The organism is Natronorubrum sulfidifaciens JCM 14089, assembly GCF_000337735.1.
Classification (GTDB): Archaea; Halobacteriota; Halobacteria; order Halobacteriales; family Natrialbaceae; genus Natronorubrum; species Natronorubrum sulfidifaciens.
Window position 1 is genome coordinate 148,753 of record NZ_AOHX01000025.1, and the last position, 16,736, is coordinate 165,488.

Here is a 16,736-nt window from a genome sequence, read left to right on the forward strand (position 1 = left end):
TTGTCGGGTCAGGCATCCTCAATCGCGTACAGTTTATTATCATTTGCTGGAATATATACGGTTCCATCAAACAGTGTTGGTGGTGCAGTGAAACCACCATCCAAAGAATCATCAACCGTATATGACCATTTTGGAGTTCCGGAACTCGCATTGAACGCAAAGATTCCGAACTGAGAGGAAGCATAACAAGTATCGTTTGATATGACAACATCCGAAGGTCTACCAGTGATGTTCTTGGTTGTTTCCCATTCAATGGTGCCATTGTTGTTATCAACGGCAATCAGACGATTAGTGTCTCCAATGTAAATGTGATTGCCTGAGACAGCAGGACTCGTTTTAATTTCACTCTTCGTATCGATTGACCATTCCTTCTCGCCGGAATCTGCGTCGATTGCGTACAATTGATTGTCTCGGCCAGTTCCAGTCAAATAAACACATCCGTTGGCGACGGCGGGGTTGCTGTCAGACAGCCGTCCTTCCTGCTCAGCTTTAAATGTCCACTCAATCTCCGACGTCTCGATATTCACTGCGTAAAGATTCGATGAACGGGCAATGTAGAACACATCGTTATGGAATGCTGGCCAGTCGGTTGATCCTCCAACAAAATCAGGTGTGGTAGTCACGGTAGTATACTCACCTGTATCGGGATCAATCTTCCAGATCCTTTCATGCGATGCAACAATAATTCCACTTTCGGTCGGAACAGGCCCTCCAAGTCCGATAATAGATTCGATTTCTTCCGATCTCCAGCGGTCACCAGTTTCAGCATCGAAACCATGTATCTGTCCATCACCAGTCGGACCATAGACAATACCGTCGTGAACATTCGGTGCCCCAAATCCCTCCTCCTCCCAGAGAATTTCTTCAGTGTCAAGGTCTACTGCATAGAGTTTAGCGTCCCCTGATACGCCACCAGTACTTGAGAGATAAGCTACTTTATCAGCAATAGAAAGCGGAAAGGGGACATGTCCGTCTATATTCATGACCGCTCGAGTGGTCACCGTCTCACTCTCTGGACCTCTTGCATTGGGATGATACCCCGTATTCTGTAGATCAACGCCATACATCGGCCAGTCACTCCCTAGCGACTCGTCCTCGTTACTGTCTTCTTCGCTCGAGGCACCGTTTTCGTCGCTTCCAGAACATCCTGCGATCGCAGTCATCCCTGCAACAGTTGCACACGTTTCGAGCCACCGGCGGCGTGTCTGTGACAGTTGAGTACCCATTGTCGGTTCGTTCAAACCAGACAGATAAATAACCATTGGTGTCTGAATTATGGTTTGAAACATAAGTCTAATAATGTTTTTGGCGTTCACTCGAGAAGATAGCTATTAACCGTCGTCGTACGAACGGCAGGATATGGCAGTCTCGAGCGCTCCCGGCAAGGTGTATCTATTCGGGGAGCACGCGGTGGTTTACGGTGAGCCCGCTGTTCCATGTGCTATCGAGCTACGGGCACGGGTCGGTGTCGAGAAACGGGCGGACAGCAAACTTCGCATTCACGCAGAGGACCTCAGTCTGGACGGGTTCACGGTGGAGTACGGTGGGACGGCCGATGGACCGCCGGACGTCGACGTTTCGGAGACGTTGTTGACTGCAGCGATGGGGTACGTCGACGGCGCAATCGAGCAGGTTCGGGACGTCACCGGCGAAACCGACGTCGGCTTTGACGTGACAATCGAGAGTGACATTCCGCTTGGAGCGGGGCTTGGCTCGTCTGCGGCCGTCGCCGTCGCCGCGATCGACGCCGGAACCCGCGAACTCGGGACGACACTCGAGATCAACGAACTCGCCGAGCGGGCCTACCAGACGGAGTACGAGGTACAAGGCGGGCAGGCCTCTCGAGCCGATACGTTTTGTTCGGCTACGGGCGGTGCTGTCCGGGTTGAAGGCGACGACTGTCGGTCGCTCGAGGCCCCCGACCTGCCCATCGTCATTGGATTCGACGGAGGGGCCGGAGACACCGGTGAACTCGTGGCGGGCGTACGACAGCTACGCGAGGAGTACGATTTCGCGGCGGATACGGTCGATTCGATCGGCGACATCGTCCGAAAGGGCGAGAACGCACTCGCAGTGGGCGATCTCGAGGAACTCGGCCGCCTGATGGATTTCAATCACGGCCTCCTCTCGGCGCTTGGTGTGTCTTCTCGCTCGCTCGATTCGATGGTCTGGGCGGCCCGCGATGCCGGTGCCGACGGCGCGAAGTTGACAGGTGCTGGTGGCGGCGGCTGTATCGTCGCACTCGATTCGACCGACGAGACGGAAACAGCTCTGTCGTACACGCCGGGCTGTAAGGACGCCTTTCGCGCCGAACTCGCCGAAACCGGGGTGAAGCGCCTCGAATGATCGTGCTGAAACTCGGCGGCAGCGTCATCACGGACAAAGAGCGGCCGGAAACGCTCGATGGGGGCTCACTCGAGCAGGCGACCGATGCCGTCGCGAACGCACTCGCCGATGAGAAGCTCGTGGTCGTTCACGGCGGCGGCAGCTTCGGGCATCACAACGCCAGCGAACACGGTGTGAGCACGACCGAGGGAACACATGACGCTGCGGCGCTCCTCGAGATTCACGGCGCGATGAAAACCCTCAATCAGTTCGTGCTGAGTCGGCTCCTCGAGCGCGATGTCGAAGCGGTCCCGGTCCATCCGTTCTCGACGGCCCATCGCGACGCCGACGGAACCCTCGAGTTGCCGACTGGACAGCTCGAAACGATGCTGGAAGAAGGGTTCGTCCCCGTCCTCCACGGCGATGTCATTGCCCACGCTGGTGCGGGTGCGACTATCGTGAGCGGCGACGAACTGGTCGCCGAACTGGCTCGCCGCCTCGAGGCCGATCGGATCGGACTCTGTTCGACGGTGCCGGGTGTGTTAGATGCAGACGATGCGGTTATCGACCGGATTAGGGCCTACGAGGATGTCGCGTCAGTCTTGGGAGCCAGCGATGCAACCGATGTCACGGGCGGGATGGCAGCGAAGGTCCGGGCATTACTTGCACTCGAGGCCGAGGCGTCGATCTTCGGACTCGAAGGACTGGCGTCGTTTCTCGACGGTGAGAACCCCGGCACGACGATCGAGTAACCCACTCAACCATCGGTTCGGACACAGTGACGACAGGAAACCGTCTGAACCGATGGACACACATCGCACAGCGCACAGGTCACGTCGTTCCCCGCTCGCCAGTTCGCGGTTCTCGCTCATGGGTCGTTCCTCCCCGTTCGCGTGTCCGCGGGTCTCGCTCACGCCGTTCGCTCACGGGTCGTACCTCTCCGTTCGCGTGTCCGCGGGTCTCGCTCACGCCGTTCGCTCCGACCCGCGCACGCTCCGACGGTCGCGTCGACCCGCGTTCCCGTCGTTCGATGCGGTGTGCAGTGACCTGCAGTGGCTACGATTGGTTAGTCGAACAGCACTCGCTCGAGGATCGGCCGCAGGAACGATCCACGACGCGTCTTTTTCGAGTGGACGAGCAACACCGGCTGTTCGATAGCTGCGGCGAGTCGATCGGAGCGCTGTTCGAAGACGAGGTCGGGAAGCCGCCGGTGTGTCATCGTACTCAACATCACGATATCGGACGATTCGAGCGCACCTGAGAGTCCCTCGACGGCATTGTTCGATCGAACGACAGTCGATTCGACGGGGACAGTACAGAGGGCATCGAGTTCGTCGTGGTACGTTTCGATCGTCTCGAGGAGCGCGTCGGGTGCACTCTCGTCGACGGCAAAGAGGAACCGAACACGGGCGTCGAGGACGTCTGCCATCGCATCCGCGAGTTCGACTTTGAGCGGATCATTGAACGGACTTCGATCAGTAACGACCGCGATTTCATCGACTGAGGTGCGCTGTGCGTGTTGGACGAAGACGACATCACAGGGGGCGTGATCTATGATCCAGTCAGTGTCCCGGCCGAACAGCGTCCCGAGCCGGCTGGTGGCCTCTTGGCGGGCCAAGATGAGGTCGGCCCCGGATCGTTCGGCAAAGTTGACAACTGCATGACGCGTGTCGTGGCTAACGATCTCGCCGACTTCGACGGGAACCTCGAGATACCGGACGAGGTCGTCGGTTCGTTGCTCGAACTCGATGTCGGCCTCGGAGAGTGCTTCGGCGGCAGTCTCGAGTGGCACCTGATCGGGCACTTCGTCGAATCGAACGACACGGATCCGTCCACCCCGGCGGTGAATGATCGGGGCGGCCATCTGGATCAGCGCGTCCTCTTGTTCTCGAGTGACATCTCGACGGATCGGAATGAGGACCTCGAACCGATCATCACGCTCGAGTTGATCTTCGGTGTCACGGACGAACTGTTTGCCAGCCTCGCGGCGGGCAAGCCCCTTAGCAGCCCCTTCGCGTTCGATCTTCGATTTGGCGTACCAGCGAAACCAGACGAAGCCGAAGATCACGATCGCGATCGAGCCGAAGATCTCCTGTGCATCCATCTGTGTGATGATGAACACGCCCGAGAGGATGCCGAACAGTTGGACCCAGGGGTAGCCCGGCGTCCGAAAGTCGGGATCGTACCACTCGAGGTCCCGTTCACGGAAGGCGATCAGGGCCCCACAGACGAGGATGTAGACGAGAATCTGGAACGCGCCGGCCATCTTGGCGATTTCATCGACCTCTTGCGTGGCGACGATGAAGATGATGATCGCTCCGGTAGTGAGGATAGCGACGAACGGTGTCGAGAACCGTGGATGGATGTACTCGAACTTCTCGAGAAAGAGGTTGTCTCGGCTGAGTGCAAGTGGGTATCTGGATGCGGTCAGAATCCCTGCGTTGGCCGTACTAACGAGTGCAAGCAAGGCTGCGAGGACGATTGCAACAACGGCGAGAGTCCCCAGTGGGAGGCCACCCCAGATCGTCAGGTCGCCAAAGAGGAGTGCCGTCGCCTCGGCCATCGGCTCTTCCGTTCCGGACAGTTCGGGACCGTCGACGACGCCGACGAGAACGAACACGAGCAGGGCGTAGAGAAAAGCCGTGGCGATGAGCGAGAGTAGCAAGCCGAGTGGAAGGTTTCGACCGGGATTTTCGATCTCCTCGGCGACGGCGGCGACTTTCGTCACGCCGGCGTAGGAGACCAAAACGAGCGCGGTCGCACTGAGGATTCCGTCGATACCCTCGGCGAAGAAGCCATCGAAGTTCGCCCCTTCGACCTGAACGATCGAGCCAGCGACGAACGCCGAGAGGATCGCGAGCATGACGACCACCATAACCAGCTGGAGGCCGCCGGTCTGTTTGACGCCGAAGAGATTGACGGCAATGAGAACGAGTGCAAACGTGATGCCAAGTGCACGGACGCCGGGAATCGTCAGTGCCATCCCGACGCCGGGAACCGCGAACTCCCACGTTGGTAGCTGATACACGAAATTGATGTAGAACATCCCACCATAGAGTGCCAGCGACCCTTTGAGCATGAGCATGAGCCACGTTCCGAGTCCGGCGATCGTCCCGAACGACGGCCCTAATCCGCGTTCGATAAAGACGTAGTCGCCGCCAGCTTCGGGCATCGCTGTCCCGAGTTCGGCGATACTCAGCGCGGCCGGCACGACGAGGATCGCTGCGATCACGAACGCCAGAATCACGGCCGGCCCCGCCTCGGCCATCGCAACGCCGGGGAGAATAAAGATCCCGCTGCCGATCATCGCCCCCATACTGATCGCAATCACGGCGGACAACCCAAGATCGCGCTCGAGATCTTTCGTCATCGGCCGGGGTTTCGGACGGTACCTACAAAAAACCACTATTAGCACAGTAATTGAAATAATAATGTGTGAAAAAGGACAGAATACTTCTGGAGAGGTAGCTAAAATAGCCCATTCTTCCGGTTTAGCCCGACTGGAAATCGTAGAAATCGAGCAACGTCGGCAAGGACGAGGGAGTCTCGAGTCCTGTGGTGACCAGCATCCGTACACACCACCTCACGAGCGTCGAGGAGTAACCCACTGCGTTTTTAACACCCGGGCGTGTATGAGCCACTAGCGAAACCCGCGGGCAAGTGCGTACGGTGCTTACACGTGTTGTAAGCCAGCGGGAGGGACGCTCCTCCCCGTGCGCATAGCGGGATGGCCGACGTGCTGTAAGACGCCGGGGCCGAACAACCGGGAGTCCGCGGACCGTTTCGATGAGAGTCCACCACGCGGCTTTCAGTACAACGAACCATGGAAATCGAAATCGCAACAATCGGCGGCTACGAAGAAGTTGGACGGCAGATGACTGCCGTCCGCGCCGGTGACGACGTCGTCATCTTTGACATGGGCCTGAACCTCTCGCAGGTTCTGATCCACGACAACGTCGAAACCGAACGGATGCACAGCTTAGACCTGATCGACATGGGCGCGATCCCGGACGACCGGGTCATGAGTGATCTCGAGGGCGACGTGCAGGCGATCGTCCCGACACACGGCCACTTAGACCACATCGGCGCCATCTCCAAGTTGGCCCACCGCTACAACGCGCCGGTCGTCGCGACACCGTTTACGATCGAACTGGTCAAACAGCAGATCGAAGGCGAGCAGAAGTTCGGCGTCGAAAACGACCTGATCAAGATGGACGCCGGCGAGACGATGTCGATCGGTGACTCCGGCAAGGTCGAACTCGAGTTCGTCAACGTCACCCACTCGATCATCGACGCGATCAACCCTGTCCTCCACACGCCCGAGGGGGCTGTCGTCTACGGACTGGACAAACGGATGGACCACACCCCGGTTATCGGCGACCCGATCGACATGAAGCGGTTCCGTGAGATCGGCCGCGAGGGCGAAGGGGTTCTCTGTTACATCGAGGACTGTACCAACGCGAACAAGAAGGGGCGAACGCCCTCCGAGAACGTCGCCCGCGAACACCTCCGTGACGTGCTCTACAGCATGGAAGACTACGACGGCGGGATCGTCGCGACGACGTTCTCGAGTCACATCTCGCGTGTGACGAGCCTCGTCGAGTTCGCCAAAGATATCGGCCGCCAGCCCGTTCTCCTCGGCCGATCGATGGAGAAGTACTCGGGGACTGCAGAGCGACTCGACTTCGTCGACTTCCCGGACGATCTCGGGATGTTCGGCCACCGCAAATCCGTCGACCGCACGTTCAAGCGGATCATGAACGAGGGCAAAGAGGACTACTTGCCCGTCGTCACCGGCCACCAGGGCGAGCCACGAGCGATGCTCACCCGGATGGCCCGCGGCGAGACGCCGTACCAACTGGACGACGGCGACAAGGTCGTCTTCTCCGCGCGAGTCATTCCGGAGCCAACCAACGAGGGCCAGCGCTATCAGGCCGAAAAGCTGCTCGGTATGCAGGGCGCTCGCATCTACGACGATATTCACGTCTCGGGCCACCTGAATCAGGAAGGCCACTACGAGATGCTCGATGCGCTCCAGCCCCAGCACATCATTCCCGCACACCAGGACCTGAAGGGACTGTCGGGCTACGTCAGCCTTTGTGAGAGCGAGGGTTATCAGCTCGGACGGGACGTCCACGTCACGCGCAACGGGAACCTCATCCAGCTTGTCGACTGATATGACAACCCCAGAGGCACGAGAAAAGGCGGTGCTCGAGGCGGTCCGCAAGCGTCGCGAGCGAGTTAACGAGGCCATCCCCGAGGAGCTGCCGATCCAGCGACCGGAACGGCTCTACGAGGCATCACGGTACCTGCTGGATGCTGGCGGCAAGCGGCTCCGACCGACCGTCTTACTCACGACGGCGGAAGCACTCGCGGATGTCGAACCGCTCTCGACCGATTACCGAGAGTTCCCCACGCTCGATGGGGAGCGCGCGGAACCACGTTCCGCGGATAGTTCGAGCGGCTCGCCGCGAGATACGATCGACATCATGGACGCTGCTGTCAGCGTCGAGGTCATCCAGTCGTTTACGCTCATCCATGACGACATCATGGACGACGACGACCTTCGGCGTGGAGTCCCCGCCGTCCACAAAGAGTACGACCTCGAGACGGCAATTCTCGCCGGCGATACGCTCTACTCGAAGGCGTTCGAGATCATGCTCGAGACCGGCGCGAAACCCGAGCGGGCAGTCGAAGCGCTCGAGGTGCTCGCGACGACGTGTACGAAGATCTGTGAAGGCCAATCACTCGACGTCACCTTCGAGAACCGCGTAGACGTCTCCCCCGAGGAATACCTCGAGATGGTCGAACAGAAGACGGCCGTCCTCTACGCTGCTTCGGCCTGTCTGCCCGCAATCTTGCTCGGTGCCGACGACGAGACGATCGACGCGCTGTACGGCTACGGACTCGACATCGGCCGTGCGTTCCAGATCCAAGACGACGTACTCGATCTGACCGTCCCAAGCGAGAAACTCGGCAAACAGCGCGGCAGCGACTTAGTCGAGAACAAACAGACGCTGATCACCGTCCACGCCCGCGACCAGGGCGTCGACATCGAAGGGCTCATCGACACGAACGACGTCGACGCCGTCACCGAGGCCGAAATCGACGACGCCGTCGCCGAACTCGAGACCGCCGGCTCGATCAGCTACGCGAACGAGACCGCTCAAGAGCTGGTCGAACAGGGCAAAGCGCGACTCGAGGTCCTCCCGGACAACGAGGCCCGTGACCTGCTCTGTGACATCGCAGACTACCTGATCGAACGCGGCTACTAACCGCGGTTGGGCTCGCGTTCACGCGGCTCGAAGACCGTCTTTTGTATTGTCACCCGATATATCGGGTTTGTTCGCTGCAGATCCGACTCGAGCGTTCGACGATATCCGACTCGGTTTCGGGGGCGTCGTGGTGTATTCGCTGCTCGGAACGATCGGACTCCCCGTTCAGATGAGTAGTGTCGTGTTCGTCGTGCTGTTTCTGGTGTTGATGGGCTGTGCGTGGCCCCTGTTCAGAAACGCACAACCGCGCCATAACCAGCCAGAGCGGAGCTGAACTCGAGAGCCGCTAGATCGACTTACAGGCTTTGAGCACCAGTTCCGGGTTGTCGACGAGTTCGTGGATCGTGTGTGCGCCTTTCCCATGGCCGCGTCCTTTCCGAGTCTGCTCGATGATCGAGAGAAACGCCAGTTCGCTGAGTAGCTCACGGACCCGTCGAATTCGAAGCGGGTCCGACCCCTCCTGCTCGCAGAGCACTTCGTACGTCGAGTAGATATCCGCTGTCGGAATCGCCGGGTCGTCGTCGGGTGCCTGTTGGGTCCGGAACGCAAGCGCCTGTAAGAGCAGTTTCGAGTGTGGCGGCTGTTTCGAGATGAGTTCGGCCAGCCGGTTCTGTTCCTCTCGAGTATGGGCCTGATTGACGTGTTCTTCAGTGACGGTTTCGGCGCCGGTCTCGTCGGCGATTTCCCCGGCGTAGCGGAGGATGTCGATCGCCTTGCGCGCGTCGCCGTGTTCTTTCGCGGCCAGCGCTGCCACGCGTGGGATGACCGAATCCTCGAGGACGCCGTCTTGGAACGCGTCTTTGCGCGACTCGAGGATCGCCCGGAGTTGGTTGGCGTCGTACGGTGGGAAAACGTAGTCGCGCTCGCTCAGGCTGGATTTGACGCGCTCGTTGAGTTCCTCTTTGTACCGGATCTTGTTACTGATCCCGATGATCCCAAGCGTACTCTCCTCGAGTTTGCCGGATTCGACGGCTCGAGAGAGTTGCATCAGAATGTTGTCGTCACCGATCTTGTCGACTTCGTCCAGAATGATGATACCAACGTCAAATCGTCCATCGAGGACGTTCCAGAGCCGCCGGTAGTACTCCCCTGTGCTCAGCCCGGAGGCGGGAATCGTGATCCCCGTCTCGGCTTCGTCGTTGAGTTCGCGGGCGATCGTCCGCACCGCCTGTGTCTCCGTTGCGTGCTGGAGACAGTCGATGTAGGCGACGCCGATCGAAACGTCGTTTTTCGCGGCGCTCGAGCGGAGGTCCTTCGTAATATACTTCGAGCAGAGCGATTTGCCCGTTCCCGTCTTGCCGTAGATCAGGACGTGATTCGGCGTCTGTCCCTGGACGGCGTCTTTGAGTGCCTGTGCGAGACTGTTGAGTTCGTCCTGTCGGCCGATGATTCGATCGCCTTCGACGAGATGGGAAATGCGGAGCAGATCCTTGTTCGCAAAGATGTAGTTTTGATTGTCGAAAAACGACTCTGAGCCGGACATACGTCGGCAATGTCCGAGCGGCTACTTAACGCTAACTCCTCAGTGCCGGTGTAAACACACCGCAGTGCCGATGTAGATTTGTAAAACGACCGTTTCAGGCGATTTAGAGAGGTTTTGTCCACTCCCTAGTGCCAGTGTAAGTGGACCGGAGTGCCAGTGTAACACGGGAGGATGGAACACACCCACCCCGGAGTGCCGATGTAACTGTTCCGAACGTGTCCACGAGAAACGCTGGGAAATCCGAGACAGCAACGTGGAATCGAACGGAAAGCCGGAAGACGAGTCACACGCGTTTCGGCTGGACACGTTGTGACCGATGTCACAACTCAATTGTCGTGACTCTCGTATGACCGGTATCGAAGGTCCATTATTTATATGCTTTGGTATTGCTGTATGAAGAACGTCGAACGAAATCCCTATTTCTCCGGGAGAATCGCTGTTGGACTCACTCTCGGACGATTTACATCGGCACTCCGGGGTGTGTCTGCCTCATCTGGATATGCAGTGATCCGCTCTCGAACACTCTCGAGTAGAACACCGCTATAGCTGTCAGTAACTCGGCTCTCGAGTGTCGTCTATGCGGGCAGACATCGCGGAGGTTTTGGTTCGGGGACGAATACGTCTCGGTAATGGACGACGAGTTACGAGAGCGCGTCGAGCGCGAGACAGAGAAGCACGCGCTGTTGAACGCCGTCAAACACGAGAGCGATGCCGCTGTCGGCGCGATCATGGGGCCGCTGATGGGCGACAACCCCGAGTTCCGCGAGCACGGCGACGAGATTCCGGGGATCGCTGGTGGCGTCATCGGCCGGATCAACGACCTCACATACGAGGAAAAGCGGGCCCGACTCGAGGATCTCGCTCCCGAGGAACTCGCCGAAATCGAGGCCGAGGACGAGGAAGACGAACACGACCTGCCGGAACTGCCGAACGCCGACGACTATGACGAGATCCGAATGCGGTGTGCGCCGAACCCGAACGGGCCGTGGCACGTCGGCCACGCACGGATGCCCGCCGTCATCGGCACCTATCGCGAGCGCTACGACGGCTGGTTCTGCGTCCGCTTCGACGACACCGACCCCGAAACGAAACGGCCTGACATGGAGGCCTACGACGCGATCCTCGAGGATCTGGACTATCTCGGCTTCGAGCCCGACGAGATCTACCGGGCCAGCGACCGACTCGAGACCTACTACGAGCACGCCCGCGAGCTGATCGAGATGGGCGGCGCGTACACGTGCTCCTGTAGCGGCGAGGAGTTTAGTGAGCTGAAAAACGCCGGCAAGCCGTGTCCACACCGCGACAAGGACGTCGAGACCGTTCTCGAGGAGTTCGAGGACATGATCGACGGCGAGTACAGCAGTGGCGAGATGGTCCTCCGCGTAAAGACCGACATCGAGCACAAGAACCCAGCACTGCGTGACTGGGTCGCGTTCCGGATGATCGACACGCCACATCCCCGTGCGGAAGCCAGCGAGTATCGCTGCTGGCCGATGCTGGATTTCCAGTCGGGCGTCGACGACCACCTGCTCGGGATGACCCACATCATTCGCGGGATCGACCTGCAAGACTCCGCGAAACGCCAGCAGTTCGTCTACGACTACTTCGACTGGGAGTACCCGGAAGTCGTCCACTGGGGTCACGTCCAACTCGACGACTACGACGTGAAGGTAAGTACTTCCACGATTTCAGCGCTGATCGAGGACGGCGAACTCGACGGCTGGGATGACCCTCGCGCGCCGACACTCAAAAGTCTCCGGCGGCGTGGTATCCGTGGGGAGGCCATCGTCGATTCGATGGTCGAGTTGGGAACCTCGACCAGTGACGTCGATCTCGCGATGAGTTCGATCTACTCGAACAACCGCGATCTGATCGACGAGGAGACCGATCGCCGATTCTTCGTTCGCGAAGGGACCGAAGTCCCACTCACCGAGAGCCCGCCAGCAGAAGCCAACCCGCCGCTGCATCCCAACCACGAGGACCGCGGCGTCCGGGAGATCCCATCCGGCGACGCCGTCTTGCTCGAGGCCGACGATATCCCGGCGGCCGAAAATCGCGTCTGGCTGAAAGGCCTCGGCTGCTTCGAGCACACCGACGACTCGCTCGCGTACACCGGCGACGACATCGACGTGGTCCGCGAAGGCGACGTCGACGTCATCCACTGGGTGCCAGCAGCGGAGAGCGTCCCCGTCCGTCTGCGGACAATGGACGGCGACGTGAGCGGCCGAGCCGAACCCGGTGTCGCTGCCCTCGAGGCCGACGAACTGGTCCAGTTCGAACGCGTCGGCTTCGCGAGGATCGACCACCACGAGAGCGACGGTGGCGAGGAACGGACGGTCGCCTACTACACGCATCCCTGAACTCGAGAGCACTACTGGTGTTGGCTCTCTGAACTGAGGTTGAGACAATCAGTTCCCGTCTCGAGGGAGAAGTCGACTGGCGCGTCTTCGGACGGGGACGTTACTCCTCGATCCGTCCGACCTCGGCACTTCCACAGTCGGGACACGTCTCTTGCTCGCGGTGGAACCTTTCGCCACACGCACGGCACCGATAGTCGATGCGGTCCGCCCGGCCGGCTTCGGCTTCCTGCTTCAACCGCTCGACTTTCTCGCCGAGCCGTTCGAACATGCTCATGGAGATGATATCGTCCTGTACACGGATAAGTACCGCCGTCAGTAAACGGACGATCCACGTCCAGAGCAGCCACAGTGCCAGTGCTCGTGCTCGTTAGAGCAGAAAGACGGCCACGAGAAAGCCAACCAGAATCGAGCCGGTCAACAGGACCTGTGTCGCCGTCGAGGCGAGCACGCCAACGGTCGCGTAGAACGCAGATCGCGTGCTGGCCTCGAGTTCGCCATCTCGAGCGAACTCGAGGAGAAAGACGGTGCCGAACAGACCCACAAGTAGCCCGATCGGGCCGGTGACGATCATCATGACGATGCCGACGGCTGCGGCGGCAGCGGTCGTTCGCCAGGATGCACCGCCGGCTTTCGCGGCGATCGAACCACCGAAGAACTCGACGACGACCGTCAGCACGCCGAGCAAAGCGAGGACAGCGACCACGACCGTCCCCGGTTCGGTGAAGCCGGAGTGCCACCAGTAGAGGCCAAGCCCGGCGAGCGAAAAGAGACCGCCGGGGACCAACGGGATAACCGTCCCGACGACGCCACCGATCAACAGCGCGATGGCGATAACTGCGATTGCATCGACCATTATCCCTACAGAGGCGTGGCGACACCAAAATCGTGCTGCCAGCGTCACCGTCAGCCGCTCAGTGTAACGCCAGCCGACAGCGTTGCCAGAAGCGGCGACGTCACTCTCGTCTCGAGCAGACGAGACTGCGCGAGCGGTACCATTACCCTCTGTCGACGAAACGAATAGGTATGACAGACGGTGCGATCGTCGTCGGTGCATCTTCGGGAATCGGCGAGGCAGTGGCTCGAGAACTGGCAGCCGAGGGCTACGAGGTCGGACTCACGGCTCGCCGGACGGAGCGCTTGACCGAAATTGGCGCAGCGCTCCCCACGAACGCGTACGTCGCGACGATGGACGTCACCGATGTCGACGACGCCCGCGAGGGCTTCGACGAACTCGTCGACGCGATGCCGTCGGTCGACCTCGTCGTACTCAGCGCCGGCGTTGGCCACCTGAACCGCGACCTCGAGTGGGAACCCGAACGCGAGACGATCGACGTCAACGTCCGTGGCGTTACCGCGATCGCGACGGCAGCGATGGCCCATTTCGACGACCGCGGCGCGGGACACCTCGTCGGAATCTCGTCGGTTGCGGCCGTCTTCGGCAACGGTGGCGCACCCGCCTACAACGCGTCGAAAGCGTTCGTCTCGACGTATCTCGAGGGGCTGCGCTATCGGCAGGCGGGCCGTGAGGGCGACGTGACGATTACGACGGTCGAACCCGGGTTCGTCGACACCGAGATGGCGATGGGCGAGTTCTGGATGTGTTCGCCCGAGACGGCGGCAAGACAAATCCGGCGCGCAATCGACCGCGAACGCGATCACGTCTACGTGACGCGTCGGTGGCGACTCGTTGCTTGGGTCCTGAACGCGCTTCCCGAACGCATCCTGCAGCGACTGTTCACCTGAGTGGCACTCTACTGGAACACGCTACCGAAACCGGTCGCGAACCTCGAGCGCGGCCGCCGACCCGTAGTAGTCGACCAGCGGGCAGACGGCATCTCCGAGCGCGCGCATACACTGACTCGTCGAGTGGTACTCGAGGCGATCCGCCACTCGTTCCCATTCGCGGGCCTGCAGGGCACGCATGACGAGCAGCCGCTCTTCGCGGGCCGTCAGCTCGATTTCAGCCGGGTCCTCGAGGAAGTAGCGGCTGACGAGCCGGCGAAACGGCCCCGGGTCGATATCGAACAGCCCGGGGCCGTAGGCGGCACCCGCGACGAGTCGCCACTCGTGGGCCGATAACTCGCGGTCGTCGACGTCGGCATCGACGCTTCGAAGCACCGCACGGGCGACATCGGGCTCGAGGTCGTTGAGGGCGTCCGTACAGAGTGCGCGAAAGCGGCGGGCGAACCAGCCGGCGTGGCGGTCGTGCAGTTCCCGACCCGTGTCGCTCACCGGCGCGAGCATGAGCGCGGAGTACTCGCCGCTGGCGTCGTTGCGCGTCGTCGAGACGTGGACGGTTCGATAGCCGTTCTCACGCCAGAACGCGAGGAGGCCGGGAGTCGTACCGAAGCCGGTGCCGAGCCAGTCGACCGAGGATTCGAACTCCTCGCGGACACACTCGAGCAGCCGCGAGCCGAGTCCCCGGGAGCGCGCCGCGTGGTGGGTCGCGATGCGCACGATGCGGAGGCCAGCCGGTTCGCCGGCGGCTTCGTCACGGAGCTGGCTCGTGAGGATGTCAGGGAGCATGTTCCCGCGCACGCGGCCACCCTCGTACATCATCGCTCGTGTCTCCGCCGGAAGCGTCCCCTCGTGAGCCAGCAAGGCGACGCTGACGACGCGGCCGTCGTGGACGAGCGCCCGTGCCTCGAGGTTCGGCGCATCGAGCAGCCGCGCGAGGTCGTTGGGTTCCGTGCGGTAGTGGGCGAGTACGAGCAGGCCGAACGCCTCCCGGAGCAGGTGCTCGTCGGCCAGCAGGGCGTCGGGCTCGAGTCGCCGATACTGCACTGCGTCGGGCGTGGCGTCGGCGATCAGCGAGTCGACGGGTGGCCGCGCATCGAGCAACAGCGCCCGAAACGCCCACACTTCGACGGGGTCGCCCGCCGCATACCGGATCGGCTCGAGGAGCGTTCGGTCGACCACGTCGTGGTCGCTTTCGGCGAGTCGGTCCCGGAACCGAACTGAAAAGCCCCGACCGGTCCCCTCGTAGCCGTGGATCGTCGTCGCGAACGCGACGCGGTCGGCCGAGAGCAGCGACTCGAGCACCGAAACGGGCAGCGCCGCGGCCTCGTCGACGATGACGACATCCGCGTCCTCGAGGCGGCCGGCGGCGACGGCGGGCTCAAGAAAGCGGATGGAACCGCCGGCATCGGTCTCAAGTCGGCGAGTGTCGACAGTGGTCACACAGTCGAGGGCCGCACAGAGTTCTCCAGCGCGGTCGAACAGTTCTGCAGCGTTTCGAGACCGTGGAGCCGTGACGAGGACGTCCAGCCCATCGGCGGCGAACGCCCCGGCAGCCAGCCCCGCAGCGCTTGATTTTCCCCGGCCACGGTCGGCCTCGAGGACGACGGCTCGAGATTGCCCGTCGTCGCCGCCACTGTCCGCGAGCAGCGACTCGAACGCGGCGACGGCGTCGACCTGATCGGCCGTCAAACAGGCGTCGTAGACGGCGGTCGGAAACCGGCTGTCCGTCGGTGGCTCGAGCGCCGTCGCATCCTGTTCGTCGCTTCCTCGCGGTGTTGGGTTCGTCAGCCCGCTGTCGACGATCCGCTCGGTGTCGACGTCGACGATGCCGACACCGCGATGTGCGCGCAGCGTCTCGACGAGCCGCCGTCTGAACCGGCCAGTGACGGCCGACAACGGGAACGGCGGAACGGCAAGCGAGTCGTCGAACGCGTCGTGGCGGTCGGGCCACGCCTCGAGCAGCGGCGTCAGCAGAATCAGCAACCCACCGCCGTCGACCGTACCAACGACTTTGCCGAGCGCGTTCGGCCGGAGTTCGTCGTGGGCGTCGAGCGTGACGATCTCCCGCGTCGTCCCGAGCAGTTCGCTCGCGTTCGCCTGTGGCAGCTGTTCACACCGCAGGCGGTCGTCGGGACCGACGAGCGTCGTCGCGGTGATCGGCACCGATAGCGTATCGAGGATCGACTCGAGGGCGTCGTAGCCACGCGCACGATCGCCAGCGAGGACGAGCAGTCGTCGCTCGTTGGTTCGCGTCGCCTCCTCGAACAGCGACTCGGCGAGCGAAACGACGTCTTCGTACATAGCTTCGTCTTGGGGACGCGAGAGTAATAGCCACCGGAACGCTGCGTGTCACGCCCGCCGTCGGAAACCGATTGCCGCGCCGACCTCACCCGGCTCGGGCTCGGCTTGGATTCGCTGTGTCTGATCGGGTCAAGCCCCGACACAGCGAGCCGAGCCGACCGTCTCCGATGACCTACTCGAGTCGATCTGTGCGGACCTCTCGCACAGCCTCGACCGTTTGAACACGCTTTTAAGGAGGGCAACGCTACAGCG

At 61.2% G+C, this 16,736-nt stretch carries 11 protein-coding genes and 1 pseudogene; 6 read left to right on the forward strand and 6 right to left on the reverse strand.

Annotated features, from left to right (window positions below):
- Positions 1 to 8: 8 nt before the first annotated feature.
- A complete protein-coding gene (locus tag C495_RS17145) occupies positions 9 to 1,262 on the reverse strand; it encodes an outer membrane protein assembly factor BamB family protein (protein WP_161605548.1) in 1,254 nt (417 codons plus the stop codon).
- 94 nt (positions 1,263 to 1,356) lie between these two features.
- Here C495_RS17145 and mvk point away from each other — a divergent pair.
- Both mvk and C495_RS01960 read left to right on the forward strand, forming a co-directional pair.
- A pseudogene (gene mvk / locus C495_RS01955) lies at positions 1,357 to 2,346 on the forward strand (mevalonate kinase); the annotation flags it as partial.
- The gene (locus tag C495_RS01960) at positions 2,343 to 3,077 is read left to right on the forward strand and encodes an isopentenyl phosphate kinase (RefSeq protein ID WP_008159515.1); all 735 of its coding nucleotides are present in this window, start codon (positions 2,343 to 2,345) and stop codon (positions 3,075 to 3,077) included. The pseudogene mvk and the gene C495_RS01960, both read left to right, overlap by 4 nt.
- Positions 3,078 to 3,391: 314 nt before the next feature.
- Here the strand turns inward: C495_RS01960 and C495_RS01965 are convergent, their stop codons facing one another.
- Complete coding sequence (locus tag C495_RS01965; protein ID WP_008159516.1) at positions 3,392 to 5,695, reverse strand: amino acid permease; 2,304 nt, start codon at positions 5,693 to 5,695, stop codon at positions 3,392 to 3,394.
- 453 nt (positions 5,696 to 6,148) lie between these two features.
- On the opposite strand from C495_RS01965, the gene C495_RS01970 reads away from it, so the two are divergent.
- Complete coding sequence (locus tag C495_RS01970) at positions 6,149 to 7,501, forward strand: ribonuclease J (RefSeq protein ID WP_008159518.1); 1,353 nt, start codon at positions 6,149 to 6,151, stop codon at positions 7,499 to 7,501.
- A 1-nt stretch (position 7,502) separates the two neighbouring features.
- The gene (gene idsA3 / locus C495_RS01975) at positions 7,503 to 8,600 is read left to right on the forward strand and encodes a geranylfarnesyl diphosphate synthase (RefSeq protein ID WP_008159519.1); all 1,098 of its coding nucleotides are present in this window, start codon (positions 7,503 to 7,505) and stop codon (positions 8,598 to 8,600) included.
- Positions 8,601 to 8,886: 286 nt separating this feature from the next.
- On the opposite strand, the gene C495_RS01985 is transcribed toward idsA3, so the two are convergent.
- Positions 8,887 to 10,083 (reverse strand): Cdc6/Cdc18 family protein, encoded by a 1,197-nt coding sequence (locus C495_RS01985; protein WP_008159522.1) that lies wholly within the window; start codon positions 10,081 to 10,083, stop codon positions 8,887 to 8,889.
- A gap of 629 nt (positions 10,084 to 10,712) precedes the next feature.
- On the opposite strand from C495_RS01985, the gene C495_RS01990 reads away from it, so the two are divergent.
- Positions 10,713 to 12,443: a glutamate--tRNA ligase gene (locus tag C495_RS01990; protein ID WP_008159524.1), complete on the forward strand. Its 1,731-nt coding sequence runs from the start codon at positions 10,713 to 10,715 to the stop codon at positions 12,441 to 12,443.
- A 100-nt stretch (positions 12,444 to 12,543) separates the two neighbouring features.
- On the opposite strand, the gene C495_RS18010 is transcribed toward C495_RS01990, so the two are convergent.
- Both C495_RS18010 and C495_RS01995 read right to left on the reverse strand, forming a co-directional pair.
- Positions 12,544 to 12,717, reverse strand: coding sequence for a zinc ribbon domain-containing protein (locus tag C495_RS18010; protein ID WP_169330512.1), 174 nt, complete (start codon positions 12,715 to 12,717; stop codon positions 12,544 to 12,546).
- A gap of 93 nt (positions 12,718 to 12,810) precedes the next feature.
- A complete protein-coding gene (locus C495_RS01995; RefSeq protein ID WP_008159527.1) occupies positions 12,811 to 13,296 on the reverse strand; it encodes a DUF456 domain-containing protein in 486 nt (161 codons plus the stop codon).
- A 170-nt stretch (positions 13,297 to 13,466) separates the two neighbouring features.
- Here C495_RS01995 and C495_RS02000 point away from each other — a divergent pair, with 170 nt between their 5' ends.
- Positions 13,467 to 14,186 (forward strand): SDR family NAD(P)-dependent oxidoreductase, encoded by a 720-nt coding sequence (locus C495_RS02000; RefSeq protein ID WP_008159529.1) that lies wholly within the window; start codon positions 13,467 to 13,469, stop codon positions 14,184 to 14,186.
- A 21-nt stretch (positions 14,187 to 14,207) separates the two neighbouring features.
- Here the strand turns inward: C495_RS02000 and tmcA are convergent, their stop codons facing one another.
- On the reverse strand, positions 14,208 to 16,484 hold the full coding sequence (gene tmcA, locus C495_RS02005) for a tRNA(Met) cytidine acetyltransferase TmcA (RefSeq protein ID WP_008159532.1): 2,277 nt from the start codon (positions 16,482 to 16,484) through the stop codon (positions 14,208 to 14,210).
- Positions 16,485 to 16,736 lie beyond the last annotated feature (252 nt).